Genomic DNA, 17,589 nt, shown 5'->3' on the forward strand with positions numbered 1-17,589 from the left:
GGATTTGGGATAGCAATCAAATAGTGAGGGAATTTTCCCTTGTTTTTTTCGGAAAGTTGAAATCCGACGCGGTAGTGTTTAGCCACTTTCCTTTTGAGCTTTTACCATCGCACTACGGATTTCCGTAACAACTAAATCAATACATTTACTATGTTAGCAAAATGAAACTGGAACTAATTGTTGAAGCGAATTTATATAGACCCCAAGTCTATTCCTGTAAACAATTCCAAGGATTCCAAAGATTCCATTGAAATCCTAAAGATTCCTTAATAACCCAAATACCTATGAAGACAAAAACAAGTAAGACCTACATGAATGCAATCTTAGAAAAGTACAAACAAGAAAAAGGCGGTGAGATGAGTAGCTACCTTCTCGAACCTACCCGCAAACAAATTAAAGAAGCTTGCCTATGGTTATTTAATCGTAGAAAAGGAAAGTATGATGAAGGTATTTTAAATCGTTTTTTTCAATTTGAAGAAGGAGAAAATAAATCATATGCTATTGATCGTATTAATGGCGATAAATTTAAACCTATCATCAATTTTTTAACAGGAGAAACAAAATCAACCACGCCCGCGAACTTAGAATTGATTGCCTGGCTTATTGATTTTAAACAGCGTCCGTTATCTATTTATTTAAAATCAAATACAGAAAATGAAGAGACATTACTTAAATCATTTCAAAAAAATGAAAATGCCTACTATCTTAAGAATGAAAATCAGGTCGTAGATATTATTCCTGAGACCAAAGTGATTGAAAAAACAGATAAGAGTATTACAATTATCTCTCAGATCAATCCTACTCTTAGGATTACAACTATCGTATCTTTATAATAGGATACAAAAATCATTAAACTTGTGCTGAATCAAGTTCAGTATAAGTCCAACAATTCAACAATAACCAGTGTAGTCATAGCGTGTCTGTCAAAATGTAATTGGAAAAACATGATTTATAATCATTGACAAGGCCCAGACTAGCATTTTTTAACAGAGTTTATTCAAGGAATAGGATAAACTCAACCCTAAGTATAAGACCTCATAGGAATACTGAATCAAGTTCAGTATTCCTATGAGGTCTTTTTAATGATAAACATCCGTTATTCTTTGTCATCCTGAACACTTCTACAAATTCAACACAGATACTGTCGAAATACTTAAACAGATAGACATATACTTAAAGTTAAAAAACTGTTGACCAATATACCGGGAAAATAAAATTTCGCTGTATCTTTGTGTACATAACGAAATTACTTTATGATAGCTGTAGAAAAAGCCCTGGAACTCATCAATAATAACATCAAAAAAACAGATGTTATCACTACAACATCTATATCAAAAGCATTGGGATATGTACTGGCAAAAGATGTTATGTCTCCTATCAATATGCCCCCTTTTAGACAATCTGCAATGGATGGATATGCTTTGGGATCTACCGAAGAGAGAAAATTTGACCTCATCGGCGAAGTAAAAGCCGGGGATGATACTGATCCTAATCTCGAACAAGGTAAAGCGATTAGAATTTTTACGGGCGCCCCTGTGCCATCAGGAGCAAAGGCTGTTATCATGCAAGAAAAAATAGAAATACATGATAATCAGGTAGTATTACAAGAAGTTGTATCACCTAATGCTAATATTCGTCCTCTTGGTGAGCAAATAAAGAAAGAAGATGTTGCACTCTCTGAAGGAACTACAATCACTGCTGCCGGTATAGGATATCTTGCATCTTTGGGAATCACCCATGTAAATGTGTATCAAAAACCCGCTGTAGCAATCATCGCTACAGGAAATGAATTAGTACCACCAGGGCAAACCCTTAAATATGGACAAATCTATGAGAGTAATTCTATCATGTTATCAATGGCTCTTAATAAAATAGGTTGTACTGATATTTCTTATTTTAAAGTAGAAGACGAATATGACATCACCCTTTCTCTTTTAGAAAATACAATAGCACATTATGATGTCGTTTTAATTTCTGGCGGAATATCTGTTGGAGATTACGATTTTGTAGGTAAGGCATTAAGAGCATTAGATGTAGAAGAGGTTTTTTATAAAGTAAAGCAAAAACCAGGAAAGCCACTCTACTTCGCCAAAAAACAAGGCACAACCATATTTGCATTACCCGGTAACCCTGCTTCTTCACTAAGTTGTTTCTATATCTATGTACTGCCTGCATTGCTTAAAATATCAGGATATGAAGACTACAGTTTAAGACGAACTACTGCTATTTCTAATCTCAAATATGTAAAAAAAGGCCAAAGAGCTGAGTTTTTAAAAGCATATACTGAAGAGGAAAAAGTAACTATCCTAGATGGGCAGGCATCTTCTATGTTACGATCTTTTGCTCTGGCCAATGCTCTGGTTTATCTTCCCGAAGATGTAACAGAAGTTAATATTGGTGATATGGTACAAGTAATTAATTTGCCATAGAGTTGGTGAGCATATAAGATTTTTAAGACCGGATCTCACAGGTTTTAAAAACTTGTGAGATCCGGTCTGGATTATTTGTTTTGTAGTATTGAACTCGTTTAAACTTTTTTAATTGTATTAAAATCTTCCAAAAGAAAAACATCTCTAAAAAAATCGTTGTATCTTTGAAAACCTAACGGTTTTAATATGGATTACATAATAAAGAGTAGAATTTGGATAGAATCTGAGCATGGTGTTTTTCTGGGTGAGGGAAGAGTAAAATTATTAAAAGCAATCGCACAAACAGGCTCATTAAGCAAAGCAGCCAGTGCTTTAGAAATGTCATATAAAAAGGCTTGGAACTTATTAGATAGTATGAACAAATCTACCAAAGAACCTCTGGTAATTACTTCTACCGGTGGTAAAGGTGGCGGTGGTGCTAATCTTACTCCATATGGTGAGAAAGTAATAGAAACCTTTGAGAACATTAATCAAAAATGCTGGGAATTTTTGGATAAAGAACTAAAACAAATCTCGCTATAATTATTTTTAAAATTCATATGAATGACCCAAAAAATATAACAGGAATTATTCTTGCCGGAGGAAAGAGTTCTCGAATGGGAAGAGAAAAAGGATTGATTCTACTCGACGGCAAACCTTTTATTCAACATAGTATTGATGCATTACAACCGTTAGTCAATACAATAATTATCGTTAGTAGTAATTCTGATTATGACGTTTTTGGGGTGGATAGAGTTGAAGATATCATAGCCGAATCTGGGCCGTTGGCAGGGTTACATTCTGGATTAATGCACAGTAAAACAGATTATAATTTGGTCGTAAGCTGTGATGCTCCATTAATTACGACTGAATTTTTAAAAAAACTACTGTATTATAAAAAAGAAGATTATGATATCGTTCAATTTGAAGCCGAAGGAAAAAGTATTCCATTAATCGCATTATATAAAAAACGATGTGCATATCAATGCCAGAAATTACTTGCTAATGGAGAGCGACGTTTACGTAAACTCGTTTCCGCAGTAAAAACAAAAACCATTACAGTACTTGAAAAAGAACGCGTTTTGGTAACCAATATAAATACCGTTGAGGATTTAAAAACAATTACAAATGCAATTGACTATTAAATATTTTGGTATGTTGGCCGAGGCCACAACAATTAATGAAGAATACCTGCAAACTGAGGTTTGTTCGGTTTCTCAATTAGTAAAAAAGCTAAAAAACCAATATCCGAAATTAGATACTACTGATTTCAAAGTGGCTATTGACCAACAATTAGTTGACCAAAGTCATATTATTAACTCAGAAGTAGAAGTAGCTTTGCTGCCGCCATTCGCTGGTGGGTAATTTAAATATTCAAAACATAGCTAATGAATTCTATTCATTCCAGATATCATAGACAAATCATTTTGCCCGAAATCGGCACTGCTGGTCAGGAAAAACTAAACACTTCTAAAGTATTAGTTATTGGAGCAGGTGGACTAGGTTGCCCTGTATTACAATATCTTACTGCTGCTGGTGTAGGTACAATTGGTATTGTTGATTATGATACCGTAGATATCTCCAACTTACATCGCCAGATTTTGTATGGCACTAGTTCTCTGGGAACAAATAAGGCTGTAGCAGCAAAACAGCGTCTTACAGACCTTAACTCTACACTAACTATTAATACATATACAGAAAAACTAACTCCCAAAAATGCCATATCTCTTTTTTCTGAATATGATATTATCGTTGATGGAACCGACAATTTCTCTACCCGATATCTAGTTAATGATGCCTGTATTATCACAGGTAAACCTTTGGTATATGGTGCTATTTTTAAATATGAAGGGCAAGTATCTGTATTTAATTATCAAAACGGTCCTTCTTATCGATGCTTATTCCCCGAGCCTCCAAAAGCAGGAAGTGTTCCTTCTTGTTCAGAGATAGGTGTTCTGGGAGTATTACCAGGTATTATTGGGAGTATGCAAGCCAACGAGGTTCTTAAAATCATTCTAGATCTGGGTGATGTACTTAACGGAAAATTATTAATGTACAATTGCCTAACGACACAATTCTCATTTTTCACCATTAATCGAGTTGCGGTAGAAGTATCCAAAGTACTCCATTCTGCAAATCGTTTCGAAACTAATGATTATGACCTTTTTTGTGGTGTGAAGCAAATTTCAGAAATCACTGCCAAAGAAGCTTTTTTAGTAAAAAACGCACAATTTATAGATGTTCGTGAGCCTCATGAACAACCAAAAATTGAAAGTTTGAACCCTATTTATATCCCACTAGGTATTCTCGAACAAGAATTAGATATCATTTCTAAAGAAAAAGAAACGATAGTCTTTTGTCAATCTGGTATTCGAAGCAAAAAAGCTTTAGAGATTTTACTTCAGAATGGATTCAAAAATGTATCTCATATAGAAGGAGGGGCTATAGCTTTATATGAAATTATTCCAGATCTAATAGGTCTAAAAAAATAACTATGGAAAAAAAGAAACCAAAAAATGTATTTGTGCAAGGTGCTATTTCGTCAGAATTTATAGGAACATCTATTGCAAAACATCAAACTAAAACCAGTATAGGAGCTCATAACATTTTTTTGGGACAGGTTCGCGCAGATGAAATTGATGGCAAGACAGTTACGGCTATTGACTATACTACTTATGAGGAAATGGCGAATCAAAAATTTAACGATATACGAGAAGCCACTTTTGAAAAATTTGACCTTACCTGTATGCATATTTATCACAGTTTAGGAACCGTAAATGCCGGGGAGATTTGTCTTTTTGTGTTTGTGTCTTCCCCAAGAAGAAAAGTAGTTTTTAAAGCCCTAGAATATGTGGTTGAAGCTATTAAAGCAGATGTTCCCGTTTTTGGAAAAGAGATTTTTGAAGATCAAACGCATCAATGGAAACAGAATAGTTAGTCCTGTTTTTGAAACTTATTATTTAAAAAAATATGGTAGACATCACTCATAAAACATCTACATTAAGAATTGCAACAGCTCAAGCAATTGTAAAGGTTAGTAAACCAGAAACCATAGAGGCTATAGAACAAGGCACCGTTCCCAAGGGGGACGTATTTGCAATGAGTAAAGCTGCAGGATTACTTGGTGTGAAAAAAACTCCGGATTTACTGCCTGATTGCCACCCATTACCTATAGAATATACTGGAATTGAGTATACCATTGAAGGGCTAGAAATTACCGTTTTGGTTACTATAAAAACAATTTATAAAACTGGTGTAGAGGTAGAAGCAATGCACGGAGCAAGTGTTGTTGCTCTAAATATGTATGATATGCTGAAACCTATTGATAAAGGTGTCGAAATTCATCATATCAAATTGCTCAATAAAAAAGGGGGGAAATCTGATTATAAGGATAAATTTAGAAGAGATCTTAAAGCTGCGGTTATTGTTTGTTCTGATACTATTTCTGAAGGTAAGAAAGAAGATAAAGCTGGTAAAGCCATCATCGCTAAATTAGAAAAATGCGACGTTGATATTTTAGATTATGTAATCATCCCCGATGAAACTGAAATCATACAGGAAAATGCAAAACAGTATCAACAGCAAGGAGCGGATCTCATTATTTATACCGGAGGCACCGGCCTCTCTAAACGAGATGTTACCCCAGATGCATTAAAACCACTTTTAGATCGAACCATCCCTGGTATCGAAGAGGCCGTACGTAAATATGGACAAGATCGTATGCCCTACTCTATGTTATCTAGAAGCGTAGCAGGAACAATTAAAAATACCCTTGTATTGGCATTACCAGGATCTACTAACGGAGCAAAAGAATCTATGGATGCTATTTTTCCTGAAGTACTACATGTATTTAGAATTTTAAAAGGAGCGAGACATGACTAAATCAAACCTACTTACCGATACCTTTGGCAGAAAACACAATTACTTGCGTATTTCACTCACAGAGCGATGTAATCTTCGATGTACTTACTGTATGCCAGCAGATGGTATTCAATTATCTCCCAAAGATCACCTTATGACCTATGAGGAGATTTATACTATCGCCAAAGAATTTGTAAGTATGGGAGTTACCAAAATTCGATTAACAGGAGGAGAACCTTTGATACGCAAAGATGCGGCTCTTATTATAGAAAAACTCTCCTCACTTCCTGTTCAATTAACATTAACCACCAATGGTGTGATTGTAGATAAATTCATAGATCACTTCAAAAAATGTGGTATTAAAACCCTTAATGTTAGCCTGGATTCTCTGGATACCCAAAAAAATAAAGAAATTACCCGTAGATCATACTTCGAAAAAGTATATCAGAATATCATTTTATTGGTTAAAGAAGGTTTTCAAGTAAAAGTGAATTGTGTTTTGATGAAAGATTTTAATGATAATGAAGTCATTGATTTTATTAATTTGAGTAAAAACCTACCCGTACATGTTCGATTTATTGAGTTTATGCCCTTTGATGGAAATCAATGGAATATGAATAAACTGGTTTCTTTACAGGAGGTTCTCTCTAAAGTACATTCTAATTTTAAAGAGGATGAGGTTATAAAACTCAAAGACGCTCCTAATGACACTACAAAAAGCTATCAAATAAAAGGGTATCAAGGCACTTTTGCTATCATAAGCTCTGTGACTAATCCATTTTGTGATGGATGCAACAGAATACGTCTAACTGCAAACGGGCAGATTAAGAACTGTTTATTCTCTTCAAAAGAATCAGATCTTTTGACCAGCCTAAGAGCGGGAAAACCAATAACTCCTATCATTCAAAAAGCAGTACAAACAAAATTTAAAGTACGTAACGGGATGGATACACTGGATAAATTTAGCCGATCAGATATGCATACAAATAATCGTAGTATGATTGCTATTGGAGGCTAATTTATTCTGAATAAACACAATAGATTAACATCATGACGGATATCATAGTAACTCTATGTTATCTAGTTTACTTTTAAGAATATAAATTTTTTACACATGAAAAATATCCTTCTCCCTACTGACTTTTCAGACAATGCTCGAAACGCTATACATTATGCTCTAGAATTTTTCAAAAACGAGCTCTGTACTTTTCACCTCTTAAATGTACAAAAAGCATCTCATTATACTACAGATGATTTGATGGCTGCCCCAGCTAATACAACAATCCACCAGTCAGTGATCAGCGATGTTAAAAAGAAGCTAAACCAAATGGTCGAAGAACTAACCGACCAGTATTCTAACGAAAATTATACATTTAATACAATTACTGATTATGATGTTTTTACTGATGCTATACGTCAAGCCGTAAAATCAAAGAATATCGATATAATCATTATGGGAACAAATGGTGCTACAGGTGCATCAGAAGTTGTGTTTGGAAGTAATACACTTAATGTAATTCGTAAAATAGATTGCCCTTTGGTCGCAATCCCCCAAGGATGTAAATTTAAAGTCCCAAAAACTATTTTATATGCTATAGATTACTGGGATCATTTTAATACAGAAGGTATCGAACCTTTAATGGATACTATCATAAAACATAAATCTTCTTTACGAGTTCTTAAAATTAAAGAGGATGATACTATTACTGTAGCCGATTTTGATGATAAAAAGCATATGAAGAAGTTTTTTAAAGAAATAAATCATACCTTTCATTCTATTATCAATGTGCCTACTGCTTTGGCTATAAACAGTTTTGTACAAATCATGGATGTTGATATGACCGCTATGTTTATCAAAAGAGAAACATTTTTAGATCGGTTTTTTAAGGGATCTGAGACTTCTAAAATAAGTTATGGAACAAGAGTACCTCTTTTGATTATGCATAGTCAATAAATCTTATAAAACTCATACAATATATGTTATTATATATTGCTACAACGCTTTATATCTTACTAGGATTTTTTATTGTCATTCGATTGCTTTTAAACGGAATGCGTCCTACAAAAACACTGGCTTGGCTCCTTACTATTTTCACTATTCCTGTTGGTGGTATCTTTTTGTACTTAATGCTTGGTAGAAATCGTAGAAAAAACAAATTATTTAGACTAAAACACACCCCAAAAGTAACTTCATACATTACAAAAGCACTAAATCAATATTCCTCAATAACAAAAGAAGAACATGCAGAACACCACAAAATCATTTCTTTAATTACTAAAAACTCTCACTTTGCTCCCTGTACAGGAAATGACGTGAAATTGCTTAAAAATGGCGAAGCTACTTTTCAGGCTATATTTGACGCTTTAGAACGCGCAGAGCATTTTATCCATTTAGAATATTACATTTTTGAAGAAGGCAAATTAACCTCTGATCTATTTGATCTTTTTCAAAAAAAAGTAAAAAACGGAGTAAAAATACGTGTATTGTATGATGGTATAGGTAGTATGTCTTTAAGTAAAAAATACATTAAGAAGCTTCAAAATATCGGAGTTGAAATCCACAAATTCTTACCTATAAAATTTGGTAAGTTTTTATCCTCGATAAACTATAGAAACCATCGTAAAATCATTGTAATAGACGGCAAAGTTGCATTTACAGGGGGCATCAATGTATCTGATAAATACGTAAAAGGCGATGCTAATCTAGGAGTTTGGCATGATATGCATTTACAACTCAAAGGCCCTGTTGTTCATAGCCTCCAGGCTATTTTTGCAATGGATTGGTATATGATTAGTATTAATGATGAAATCTTGGAAACATCATATTTTCATAGATATGAAAAAATAGAAGGATCTACAGTTCAAATTGTACATAGCGGGCCAGACTCTGACTTTTCGGCAACCCAACAGATGTATTTCTCGATAATCAATGAAGCTAAAGACTATATCTATATCACGAATCCTTATATCATTCCTGGAGAATCCATTCTGGACGCACTAAAAGTGGCATCAATGAGCGGAGTTGATGTAAGCGTATTACTTTCAGAAAAATCAGATAATGTTATAGTCAAATGGTGTATTCGATCTTATTTTGAAGACCTGCTACAGGCTGGGGTAAAGATATACCTATTCTCAGAAGGGTTTTTACACAGTAAAACCATTGTAGCCGACAATACCATATCCTCTGTAGGGACAACTAATCTCGATGTTAGAAGTTTTGAACAAAACTATGAGGTGAATGCGGTCATCTATGATGATAACTTTGCGATAGAATTAAGAGATGATTTTTTAAACGATATTAAAAACAGTAAACAATTAGATTTTAATACATTTATACAACGTCCCTGGATTGAAAAATTAAAAGAAGGTTTTGCAAAAATCTTTAGTCCGGTTTTGTAAATTTATTGTGAAATGAAAACATCAAAAAAAATAGGATTAGTCCTCTCTGGAGGAGGGTTTAAAGGTATTGCACATATTGGTGTGATACATGCTCTGGAAGAAGCCGGAATGACTGCTGATTTTGTTTCGGGAACAAGTGCAGGAGCCATTGTAGGATCTTTATATGCCGGGGGATATTCTACCGAGGAAATAAAAAACTTTTTTACAAAAACATCGCTATTCAAGTTTAATCGGTTCTCTAGAAAAAAAGCCGGATTCTTAGATTCTGAAAAATTTTATGATGATCTGCTTACTTATTTTCCAGAAAATTCTTTCGAATCCTTGAACAAAAAACTATTTGTTACAGCGACTAATCTTATAGAAGGAACAACACAAGTGTTTAATACAGGAGAATTGATTAAACCTTTATTAGCTTCTGCTGCATTTCCGGGTGTTTTTACTCCAGTAACAATCGACAATGAACTATATGCCGATGGAGGTATTCTGGATAATTTCCCTGTATCTCCACTCAAAAAACATTGTGATCTAATTATTGGTGTAGATGTATCCCCAATTAAAAAACCAAAAATCACCGATTTTAAACATTCCTACAATGTTATGCAACGAGCATATTATCTTAGAGCTATGCCAAATGCCGAAGCTAAATTTAATCTCTGTGACATTATAGTGCAACCAAAAAAACTGGTTAATCATGGTATCTTTAGCAGTAGTAGTTTAGACAAAGTATATGATCTGGGATATCAGGAAGCAAAATTACAATTAGAATCATTTTTAAAAAACAGGAAGAATGATTAAAGAAATAAAAAATAAGTACGGTCACCTTTTTGAAGATGAATTACTTGAAGAAATTAATCAGGTAGGAACGTTTAAAGAAATTCCTGAAGGGTTTGAACTTATTAAACCCGGAAGCTATATTAAATTCATGCCTTTGATTATTAGTGGAGCCATAAAGATACTTAGGGGAGATAGTGATGGCGACGAATTGTTATTATATTTTTTAGAACAAGGGGATACTTGTGCCATGACATTATCTTGTTGTCTGGGATATCATAAAAGCGAAATTAAAGCTATTGCAGAAACAGATGCTAAACTGGTAATGATTCCTATTGAAAAAATGGAAGAATGGACAACCAAGTATAAGTCCTGGAGGAATTTTATTTTTAATAGTTATCATAAACGACTGATAGAAACCATTGAGACTATAGACAGTATTGCTTTTCTAAAAATGGATGATCGATTGTTAAAATATCTAAGAGATAAAACCAAAATCAGCCATACCAAAATTATCAATACTACGCATCAGCAAATCGCATATGATCTGCATACTTCACGAGTAGTAATCTCAAGATTGCTCAAAAAACTTGAAAAAGAAGGTATTGTTAAACTAAACAGAAACAATGTAGAAGTTGTATCAGTTTAAAATAACGCTATCTAAGCAAAAAATCAAGTCGTACTAGCTTTGTAACAATTGTTACTGTATTGCAATGATAATTGCCTTATTTTTGAACACTAATTAATAAATAGATAGCTTTCTCCCTAAAATTGAGAAAAGCTTAAAAATACAATATATGAAGATAGAGCAAATATATACCGGATGTCTCGCTCAAGGAGCTTATTATATAGAAAGTAACGGAGAAGTAGCGATTATAGACCCTCTAAGAGAAATAAAATCATATATAGAAACAGCGAATGAAGATAATGCAAAAATCAAATATATTTTTGAAACTCATTTTCATGCAGATTTTGTAAGTGGACACGTAACTCTAGCCAAGGAAACCGGAGCCAAGATCATTTATGGGCCTAGTGCTAATCCATCTTTTGAAGCTACAATTGCTGAGGATGGACAAGAGTTTCGATTAGGAGAAATTACAATAATTGCGCTACATACTCCAGGACACACTATGGAGAGTACAACCTATCTTCTTAAGGATGCAACTGGTAAAGATCATGCTATTTTTAGTGGTGATACTTTGTTTCTTGGTGATGTCGGTCGCCCTGATCTTGCTCAAAAAGCAGCAGATATGACTCAAGAAGAGTTGGCAGAAACACTTTATGATAGTTTACGTAACAAAATTATGCCTCTGGCAGATGATGTGATTGTATATCCTGCGCACGGTGCCGGTTCTGCCTGTGGTAAAAATATGATGAAAGAGACGGTTGATACTTTGGGAAATCAAAAGAAAATGAATTATGCGCTTAGAGTAGATATGACCAAAGAAGAATTTGTAAAAGAAGTTACTGATGGTTTACTTCCGCCTCCATTATATTTTCCACTTAATGTGAAAATGAATAAAGAAGGCTATACCGATATTGATGAGGTAATTCAAAAAGGAACAAGGCCTTTTTCTCCAGAAGAATTTGAAGCTTTTGCCAATGAAACCGGCGCAATAGTTCTTGATGTAAGATACCAGAGTGAATATGTAAAAGGACACATCCCTCGCTCTATATTTATTGGCATCGATGGTGGTTTTGCACCTTGGGTTGGTGCTTTAATTGCCGATGTGCAACAACCCATTTTGTTGGTAACACCAGAAGGAAGAGTAGAAGAAACAATTACACGACTATCAAGAGTAGGATTCGACAATACTCTGGGATACCTCGAAGGTGGTTTTGAAGCCTGGAAAAAAGCAAGTAAAGACTATGACACCTTAACTTCAATCTCTGCTTCAGAATTTAAAAATACTATGGCAAATGAAGAAATCCCTGTTTTTGATGTGCGTAAAGAAAGTGAATTTACAGCAGAACATGTAGATAAAGCTCATAATACACCTTTGGATTTTATTAATGATTATCTGGCAGAATTCCCTACTGATAAAACTTTTTATGTACATTGTGCCGGAGGATATCGTTCTGTAATTGCAGCCTCAATATTAAAAAGTCGTGGTATTCATAACCTTATAGATGTAGCCGGTGGTTTTAAGGATATTAAAGAAGTAGGTATTGAGACAACTGATTATGTATGCCCTAGCACTTTAAAATAAAAAGTGCGCTGTCAAGAATACTTATTATGAAAGATTTTGATAGAAAAAAACACTGGGAAACTATTTATAATACTAAAGAGTTAAAGGATGTTAGCTGGTTTCAGAAAACACCTTTAACTTCTATAGATCTTATTACACAATTAGAACTTCCTAAAACTTCAAAAATAATTGATGTTGGTGGTGGAAACAGTCTTTTAGCAGATCATTTATTGGATTTAGGGTATACTAATATTACTGTACTTGACATCTCTGAAACAGCAATAAATAAAGCAAAAGAACGACTAGGAAATCTTGCTCGAAATGTTATATGGATAGTAGCAGATATTGCTAATTTTATGCCTACAGAAAAATATGACATATGGCATGATCGTGCTGCATTTCATTTTTTAAACGATAAAAAAGAAATCAATCATTATATGAACTCTTTAGAGTATGGTATACAACCGAATGGTTTTTTAATAATGGGAACTTTTTCAGAAAATGGTCCAAAAAAATGTAGCAAAATTGATATCACTCAATATTCTGAGACATCAATGAATAACTTAGTAAAAAACTCTTTTGAAAAGGTGAAATGCACATATATAGATCATAAGACACCATTTGATACTCTTCAAAATTTTATTTTCTGTATATTCAAAAAAGGAAAAACGACGTTAATGTAACATTAGTTACAGAAAACTCTTTTTCTATTTAATTACTTTGTCTAAAAAAATAATATAAATGAATTGGATTTATAACCCCTGGCCATGGTATGTATCTGGACCGCTAATCGCATTAGTACTCTTTTTATTGCTAATGGTTGGAAAAAGATTTGGGATGTCATCCAATCTCAGAACGATATGTACTATCTGTGGTGCAGGAAAGACATCAGATTTTTTCAAATTTGACTGGAAAGCTCAACGATGGAACCTTATTGTTGTACTTGGCGTAATTATAGGAGGATTTATCGCAAATACTTTTTTAACAACAGATAATTCTGTATCTCTTAATCCAAAAGTAGTATCTGATCTTCAGTCTAAAGGTTTTAATAGTGCAGGAAAGGGATATATGCCAGATGCATTATTTTCTAACGAAGTTTTATCAGATCCTAAAATACTCTTTTTACTAATAATCGGAGGAATATTAGTAGGTTTCGGAGCTCGATATGCAGGTGGATGTACCTCGGGGCATGCAATCTCGGGATTAAGTAATTTACAAATCCCTTCTCTTATTGCGGTGATCGGTTTTTTCATTGGTGGACTTACCATGATACATTTTATTTTTCCTTTAATTTTTTAAACATATGCGCTCAATTATATATTTAGGTATTGGAATTTTCTTCGGAATTGTTTTATTCAAATCGGAAGCAGCTTCTTGGTTTAGAATCTATGAAATGTTTCAGTTTAGATCCTTTCATATGTACGGAATTATTGGCTCTGCCGTAGGGTTAGGCCTTATAATAACCCAAGTTATAAAAAGGTTTAAAATAAAGTCTTTTTATGGCGATCCTATAATTTTTGTTCCTAAAGAAAGAAGTTTCATCAAGTATATATTTGGAGGAACCTTATTTGGATTAGGTTGGGCTCTTGCTGGAGCTTGCCCTGGACCAATGTTTGTACTTTTAGGAGCCGGTTACCTTCCCATTTTAATTGTACTTATCTCTGCAATTCTGGGTACTTTACTATATGGAATAGTCAAAAATAAATTACCTCACTAATTCTAGAGTTAATTCATTTTTACCTGACTCATTTTGTTGCCAACAATTGATATTATAAAATGTTATCTCTGCAAGAATAGTAAGTGCTTCTTTGGTAGCAAAAGCTTGATGTGGAGTAAGAAAAACAGTTGGTAAATCGATAAGTTGCTGTAAGATTTTATCTTCAGGTTTATTTTCAGAATGATCGTAAAAAAAGATACCACTTTCATGTTCGTAAACATCTGTCCCATATCCCGCTATTCTTTTTGATACTAAAGCTTGCAATAGATCTTGTGTATGGACTAATGCACCCCGAGCAATATTGATAAGTATCACTTCTTTTTTCATATGTTTAATACGATCCTTATCTATGAGATGATGTGTTTGTGAATTGAGTGGTGCGCTTAAAAAAATAATATCAGATTGCTTACATAAATGTTCTAAATCTGTATATGTTACCTTATACTCGTGTTCTAGCTCTTTGTCTTCATTTATATCGTTACCTATAATCTCGCAATTAAATCCGTGCATTATTCTGGCAATTGCTTTTCCTATTCTACCAGTTCCGATAATACCAACAGTCTTTTTATTGATATCTAAACCTACAAGATTACTCAATGAAAAATTATAATTACTAACCTGATGATTTGAGGAAATAAGTTTACGATTAAGTGCTAACAATAATGCAATCGCATGCTCGGCTATAGTTTGCGGAGAATATCCTGCTGTATTAGCTACTTTTATCCCTAATTTTTTAGCTGTATTAATGTTTACATTGTCATATCCCGTTGAACGAAGTGCTATATATTTTACACCAAAATCTTTCAATCTTTCTAAAACCATAGAAGATCCGTTATCTGCAGAAAAAATAGATATTGCATCAAAACCTAATGCCAGTGCAGCAGTTTTTGGAGTAAGTCGTTCTGGTATGTATTTGACTTGATGCTCTTCATTATTTGCTTTTTCCAGAAAGGGGATTTCAAAGTCCTTAGCACTATATATCAATATCTTCATTAGTGAGTTCTTCAATGATTAATAATTGCTGTCCTTTTAGTGCCCATACCAGTACTTTAACATAATCGCTTATTGCTTTTTTAGTATTTTCGGGTTCGGTGATATCTATTGATCCTTTCCAAATTAATTCTCTTTCTTTATCAGGACAGATACAATAGAGCGAGGATTCTGCATGAAAAATTTGATATTCCTCATAATAATCTTCATCATAATAAATATCCTGATTTTCATAATAGTCATCTCTAAAACTGTCAAATGTTTTATCAAGGTTTCTGTATGCTTTTACAACAGAAACTTTATCTTCAACTCCTAATACCTTTGATAATAGAATTGCATCAAAACCGTTTTCTATAAGCTGGGACTCTAGAGCCATCATTTCTTTTTCAGACTTTGGAGAAGTCGTAAAAGAGCTTTTAAAATAATCCAAACTTCTTACAGCACTCACTCCACTTTTCTTCAATTCATTAGTCAGTTTCTTTTCAAATACTTTTCGTGCACTTTCATCTGGGGTAATTCCAATGACCAAAACTTTTTGTGCTTCAAATGTATCGATATCTGGGTTTTTCCAGTTTTCTACCAATTCACTAGATGTACAACTGAACAGTAATCCGCTAACAATTATAAGGTATATATATATCTTGTTCATACTTTCTTGATATAGGTTATTAAAATTTATTGTGTGTTATTACTTTATTATTTTGTTTAGTCGATCCACCACAATATTGGTATATTCTGGTGTTTTTTCAATAATAGATTCACCAGATATTACATCAATATCTTTTAAGGCAATATTACTACTTCCTACTGTAGATAAGATAATGAGTTTATCTAATTGATCTGGGTGGTTTTTAATAAAGTTTTTTACGTTTCTTGGCGGACTCCCGTACTCCCATGAATTAATGATAACCAAAGCATCCCACTTATCAATATTAACAGTAAACATGGTATATGCATCTATTACTTTAAAATGAATAGCATCATTTTGGTAATGTTTTAGTATTCCTTGAACTAATGAATCTTTAAATTTACTTCCTTGCGAGGCTATCAAAACTTTAGTTTTCAGACTAGAATCATTAACCTCAAAAGGTATTACAGTATCCATAGAATATGTATATTCATACCATACCCAAAATCCGGCAAAGAGTAATAATCCAAAAAGGATTATAATCTTCAGGATACGTTTGATCGATTTATATTTACTTTTAATCAATTTAATAAGCGTTTTTGTTTGCCTTGTTTTATTATGGCTTTTATCAAATCAAAAATCTTCCTTTTTATTTCTTTATAATTATTGAAGTACGTACTCACTTCTATGGTTAACCCCCAATGATCTTCTTTATATTGTTTTTCTTTGATAGGCTGATCAATTCCATCTAACAATATGGTAAGCTCATTATGGTGATTAATAATCTTCTTTAATAATGGATCAATATTTTTTCTGCAAAGTGACAGTTCTTGAATTATTTGCTTACTCTTTTCAAAAGTCTTTTTTGAAATTAGTTGTAATGTGTGGTTTTCAATAAGTTCATCTAAAAAATGCTGTTCATCTTTGATAAATTTAAGTTCTGATACCCAACTTAGAGAAATCTCATGCAATTCCTCTGGACTTCGCCATTCTACATATTTTATATTTGGTTGCTTTGCTTTCATGATTTATTAATAATTATTTCACGTCATTCTTCCTAGATAAAAAAAGACAGAGAATAATCTCCTAAATCTCTTCTCTGTCTTTCTTGTATAGATTAATCTATTTCAATTACCTTTTTGGGTTGTTCTTTTGCTTCTTCCTTTTTCAGAAGATTAAGGGTGAGGACCCCGTTTTTGTATGTAGCTTTAACCTTTTCATTCTGGTTTACGCTAGTAGGTAATTGTAATTTTCTATCGAACTCATTATAACTAAATTCTCTACGTGTATACCCTTCATCCTCTTCTACTTCTTCTTTACTTTTTTGAGCACAAATGTGTAATACATCGTCTTCCATAGTTACTTCAATATCCTTTTTTGAAAAACCAGGTACTGCGAGTTCAATTTCAAAATCATCCTTGTTTTCTTTAACATTCATGGCAGGGAGTTTTTTGTCTCTTACAAAAAAATCATCTGCAAAAAAATCATCTGTATCTAACCAGGTAGAAACCCGATCATTGATCCAAGGAAATCTGTTTTTGTTAAATTTAATTAATGACATAATGTTAAGGTTTATTTAGAGTTATTATTATACTAAAGTTAAGTTGATAACAGGTATATCAAAAT

At 33.2% G+C, this 17,589-nt stretch carries 22 protein-coding genes; 17 read left to right on the forward strand and 5 right to left on the reverse strand.

Going from position 1 to position 17,589, the window contains the following annotated elements; genetic code table 11:
* The first annotated feature begins 284 nt into the window (after positions 1-284).
* The 17 genes from ATE84_RS01215 (at position 285) to ATE84_RS01295 (ending at position 14,345) form a co-directional block, all read left to right on the forward strand.
* On the forward strand, positions 285-833 hold the full coding sequence (locus ATE84_RS01215) for a hypothetical protein (RefSeq protein ID WP_143273543.1): 549 nt from the start codon (positions 285-287) through the stop codon (positions 831-833).
* Between the two features lie 420 nt (positions 834-1,253).
* Positions 1,254-2,429 (forward strand): gephyrin-like molybdotransferase Glp, encoded by a 1,176-nt coding sequence (glp, locus tag ATE84_RS01220; protein WP_101445131.1) that lies wholly within the window; start codon positions 1,254-1,256, stop codon positions 2,427-2,429.
* A 186-nt stretch (positions 2,430-2,615) separates the two neighbouring features.
* Entirely contained in the window at positions 2,616-2,951 is a 336-nt protein-coding gene (locus ATE84_RS01225; RefSeq protein ID WP_101445132.1) for a winged helix-turn-helix domain-containing protein, read from the forward strand.
* A 17-nt stretch (positions 2,952-2,968) separates the two neighbouring features.
* On the forward strand, positions 2,969-3,553 hold the full coding sequence (locus ATE84_RS01230; protein ID WP_101445134.1) for a molybdenum cofactor guanylyltransferase: 585 nt from the start codon (positions 2,969-2,971) through the stop codon (positions 3,551-3,553).
* Complete coding sequence (locus tag ATE84_RS01235; RefSeq protein ID WP_101445135.1) at positions 3,537-3,773, forward strand: MoaD/ThiS family protein; 237 nt, start codon at positions 3,537-3,539, stop codon at positions 3,771-3,773. Before ATE84_RS01230 ends, ATE84_RS01235 begins: the two co-directional genes overlap by 17 nt.
* Before the next feature lie 23 nt (positions 3,774-3,796).
* Entirely contained in the window at positions 3,797-4,900 is a 1,104-nt protein-coding gene (moeB, locus tag ATE84_RS01240) for a HesA/MoeB/ThiF family protein (protein WP_101445137.1), read from the forward strand.
* Between the two features lie 2 nt (positions 4,901-4,902).
* Positions 4,903-5,346 carry a molybdenum cofactor biosynthesis protein MoaE gene (locus ATE84_RS01245; RefSeq protein WP_101445138.1) on the forward strand — a complete coding sequence of 148 codons (444 nt, stop codon included), beginning with the start codon at positions 4,903-4,905 and terminating at the stop codon, positions 5,344-5,346.
* Between the two features lie 32 nt (positions 5,347-5,378).
* A complete protein-coding gene (gene moaCB / locus ATE84_RS01250) occupies positions 5,379-6,290 on the forward strand; it encodes a bifunctional molybdenum cofactor biosynthesis protein MoaC/MoaB (protein ID WP_101445140.1) in 912 nt (303 codons plus the stop codon).
* Complete coding sequence (moaA, locus tag ATE84_RS01255) at positions 6,283-7,287, forward strand: GTP 3',8-cyclase MoaA (protein ID WP_101445142.1); 1,005 nt, start codon at positions 6,283-6,285, stop codon at positions 7,285-7,287. The genes moaCB and moaA overlap by 8 nt, the downstream gene beginning before the upstream one ends.
* Positions 7,288-7,383: 96 nt before the next feature.
* Positions 7,384-8,223 (forward strand): universal stress protein, encoded by an 840-nt coding sequence (locus ATE84_RS01260; RefSeq protein ID WP_101445143.1) that lies wholly within the window; start codon positions 7,384-7,386, stop codon positions 8,221-8,223.
* A gap of 23 nt (positions 8,224-8,246) precedes the next feature.
* The gene (gene cls, locus ATE84_RS01265) at positions 8,247-9,668 is read left to right on the forward strand and encodes a cardiolipin synthase (protein WP_101445145.1); all 1,422 of its coding nucleotides are present in this window, start codon (positions 8,247-8,249) and stop codon (positions 9,666-9,668) included.
* A 12-nt stretch (positions 9,669-9,680) separates the two neighbouring features.
* Entirely contained in the window at positions 9,681-10,463 is a 783-nt protein-coding gene (locus tag ATE84_RS01270; RefSeq protein ID WP_101445146.1) for a patatin-like phospholipase family protein, read from the forward strand.
* Complete coding sequence (locus ATE84_RS01275; RefSeq protein ID WP_101445148.1) at positions 10,456-11,088, forward strand: Crp/Fnr family transcriptional regulator; 633 nt, start codon at positions 10,456-10,458, stop codon at positions 11,086-11,088. The genes ATE84_RS01270 and ATE84_RS01275 overlap by 8 nt, the downstream gene beginning before the upstream one ends.
* A 148-nt stretch (positions 11,089-11,236) precedes the next feature.
* Positions 11,237-12,649, forward strand: a complete 1,413-nt coding sequence (locus tag ATE84_RS01280; RefSeq protein WP_101445149.1) for a rhodanese-like domain-containing protein — start codon at positions 11,237-11,239, stop codon at positions 12,647-12,649.
* Positions 12,650-12,675: 26 nt separating this feature from the next.
* Positions 12,676-13,311 (forward strand): trans-aconitate 2-methyltransferase, encoded by a 636-nt coding sequence (locus ATE84_RS01285; RefSeq protein ID WP_101445151.1) that lies wholly within the window; start codon positions 12,676-12,678, stop codon positions 13,309-13,311.
* A 58-nt stretch (positions 13,312-13,369) separates the two neighbouring features.
* Complete coding sequence (locus tag ATE84_RS01290; protein ID WP_101445152.1) at positions 13,370-13,927, forward strand: YeeE/YedE family protein; 558 nt, start codon at positions 13,370-13,372, stop codon at positions 13,925-13,927.
* A gap of 4 nt (positions 13,928-13,931) precedes the next feature.
* Positions 13,932-14,345: a DUF6691 family protein gene (locus ATE84_RS01295; RefSeq protein WP_101445154.1), complete on the forward strand. Its 414-nt coding sequence runs from the start codon at positions 13,932-13,934 to the stop codon at positions 14,343-14,345.
* On the opposite strand, the gene ATE84_RS01300 is transcribed toward ATE84_RS01295, so the two are convergent.
* The 5 genes from ATE84_RS01300 to ATE84_RS01320 form a co-directional block, all read right to left on the reverse strand.
* Entirely contained in the window at positions 14,334-15,338 is a 1,005-nt protein-coding gene (locus ATE84_RS01300; RefSeq protein ID WP_101445156.1) for a 2-hydroxyacid dehydrogenase, read from the reverse strand. The genes ATE84_RS01295 and ATE84_RS01300 overlap by 12 nt on opposite strands.
* Positions 15,319-15,984 carry a hypothetical protein gene (locus tag ATE84_RS01305; RefSeq protein ID WP_101445157.1) on the reverse strand — a complete coding sequence of 222 codons (666 nt, stop codon included), beginning with the start codon at positions 15,982-15,984 and terminating at the stop codon, positions 15,319-15,321. Before ATE84_RS01305 ends, ATE84_RS01300 begins: the two co-directional genes overlap by 20 nt.
* Before the next feature lie 39 nt (positions 15,985-16,023).
* Positions 16,024-16,548: a hypothetical protein gene (locus ATE84_RS01310; protein ID WP_101445159.1), complete on the reverse strand. Its 525-nt coding sequence runs from the start codon at positions 16,546-16,548 to the stop codon at positions 16,024-16,026.
* On the reverse strand, positions 16,545-16,988 hold the full coding sequence (locus ATE84_RS01315) for a hypothetical protein (protein WP_101445160.1): 444 nt from the start codon (positions 16,986-16,988) through the stop codon (positions 16,545-16,547). The genes ATE84_RS01310 and ATE84_RS01315 overlap by 4 nt, the downstream gene beginning before the upstream one ends.
* 92 nt (positions 16,989-17,080) lie before the next feature.
* Entirely contained in the window at positions 17,081-17,524 is a 444-nt protein-coding gene (locus ATE84_RS01320) for an Hsp20/alpha crystallin family protein (RefSeq protein ID WP_101445162.1), read from the reverse strand.
* Positions 17,525-17,589 lie beyond the last annotated feature (65 nt).

This window comes from Aquimarina sp. MAR_2010_214 (assembly GCF_002846555.1).
Classification (GTDB): Bacteria; Bacteroidota; Bacteroidia; order Flavobacteriales; family Flavobacteriaceae; genus Aquimarina.

Coding starts and splice junctions, on each gene's coding strand:
- moaCB (WP_101445140.1), top strand. CDS start 5,379: ATGGTAGACATCACTCATAAAACATCTACATTAAGAATTGCAACAGCT.
- ATE84_RS01215 (WP_143273543.1), top strand. CDS start 285: ATGAAGACAAAAACAAGTAAGACCTACATGAATGCAATCTTAGAAAAG.
- ATE84_RS01290 (WP_101445152.1), top strand. CDS start 13,370: ATGAATTGGATTTATAACCCCTGGCCATGGTATGTATCTGGACCGCTA.
- ATE84_RS01275 (WP_101445148.1), top strand. CDS start 10,456: ATGATTAAAGAAATAAAAAATAAGTACGGTCACCTTTTTGAAGATGAA.
- cls (WP_101445145.1), top strand. CDS start 8,247: ATGTTATTATATATTGCTACAACGCTTTATATCTTACTAGGATTTTTT.
- ATE84_RS01300 (WP_101445156.1), bottom strand. CDS start 15,338: ATGAAGATATTGATATATAGTGCTAAGGACTTTGAAATCCCCTTTCTG.
- ATE84_RS01295 (WP_101445154.1), top strand. CDS start 13,932: ATGCGCTCAATTATATATTTAGGTATTGGAATTTTCTTCGGAATTGTT.
- ATE84_RS01315 (WP_101445160.1), bottom strand. CDS start 16,988: ATGAAAGCAAAGCAACCAAATATAAAATATGTAGAATGGCGAAGTCCA.
- ATE84_RS01305 (WP_101445157.1), bottom strand. CDS start 15,984: ATGAACAAGATATATATATACCTTATAATTGTTAGCGGATTACTGTTC.
- ATE84_RS01280 (WP_101445149.1), top strand. CDS start 11,237: ATGAAGATAGAGCAAATATATACCGGATGTCTCGCTCAAGGAGCTTAT.
- moeB (WP_101445137.1), top strand. CDS start 3,797: ATGAATTCTATTCATTCCAGATATCATAGACAAATCATTTTGCCCGAA.
- ATE84_RS01245 (WP_101445138.1), top strand. CDS start 4,903: ATGGAAAAAAAGAAACCAAAAAATGTATTTGTGCAAGGTGCTATTTCG.
- ATE84_RS01230 (WP_101445134.1), top strand. CDS start 2,969: ATGAATGACCCAAAAAATATAACAGGAATTATTCTTGCCGGAGGAAAG.
- ATE84_RS01225 (WP_101445132.1), top strand. CDS start 2,616: ATGGATTACATAATAAAGAGTAGAATTTGGATAGAATCTGAGCATGGT.
- moaA (WP_101445142.1), top strand. CDS start 6,283: ATGACTAAATCAAACCTACTTACCGATACCTTTGGCAGAAAACACAAT.
- ATE84_RS01235 (WP_101445135.1), top strand. CDS start 3,537: ATGCAATTGACTATTAAATATTTTGGTATGTTGGCCGAGGCCACAACA.
- glp (WP_101445131.1), top strand. CDS start 1,254: ATGATAGCTGTAGAAAAAGCCCTGGAACTCATCAATAATAACATCAAA.
- ATE84_RS01260 (WP_101445143.1), top strand. CDS start 7,384: ATGAAAAATATCCTTCTCCCTACTGACTTTTCAGACAATGCTCGAAAC.
- ATE84_RS01320 (WP_101445162.1), bottom strand. CDS start 17,524: ATGTCATTAATTAAATTTAACAAAAACAGATTTCCTTGGATCAATGAT.
- ATE84_RS01270 (WP_101445146.1), top strand. CDS start 9,681: ATGAAAACATCAAAAAAAATAGGATTAGTCCTCTCTGGAGGAGGGTTT.
- ATE84_RS01285 (WP_101445151.1), top strand. CDS start 12,676: ATGAAAGATTTTGATAGAAAAAAACACTGGGAAACTATTTATAATACT.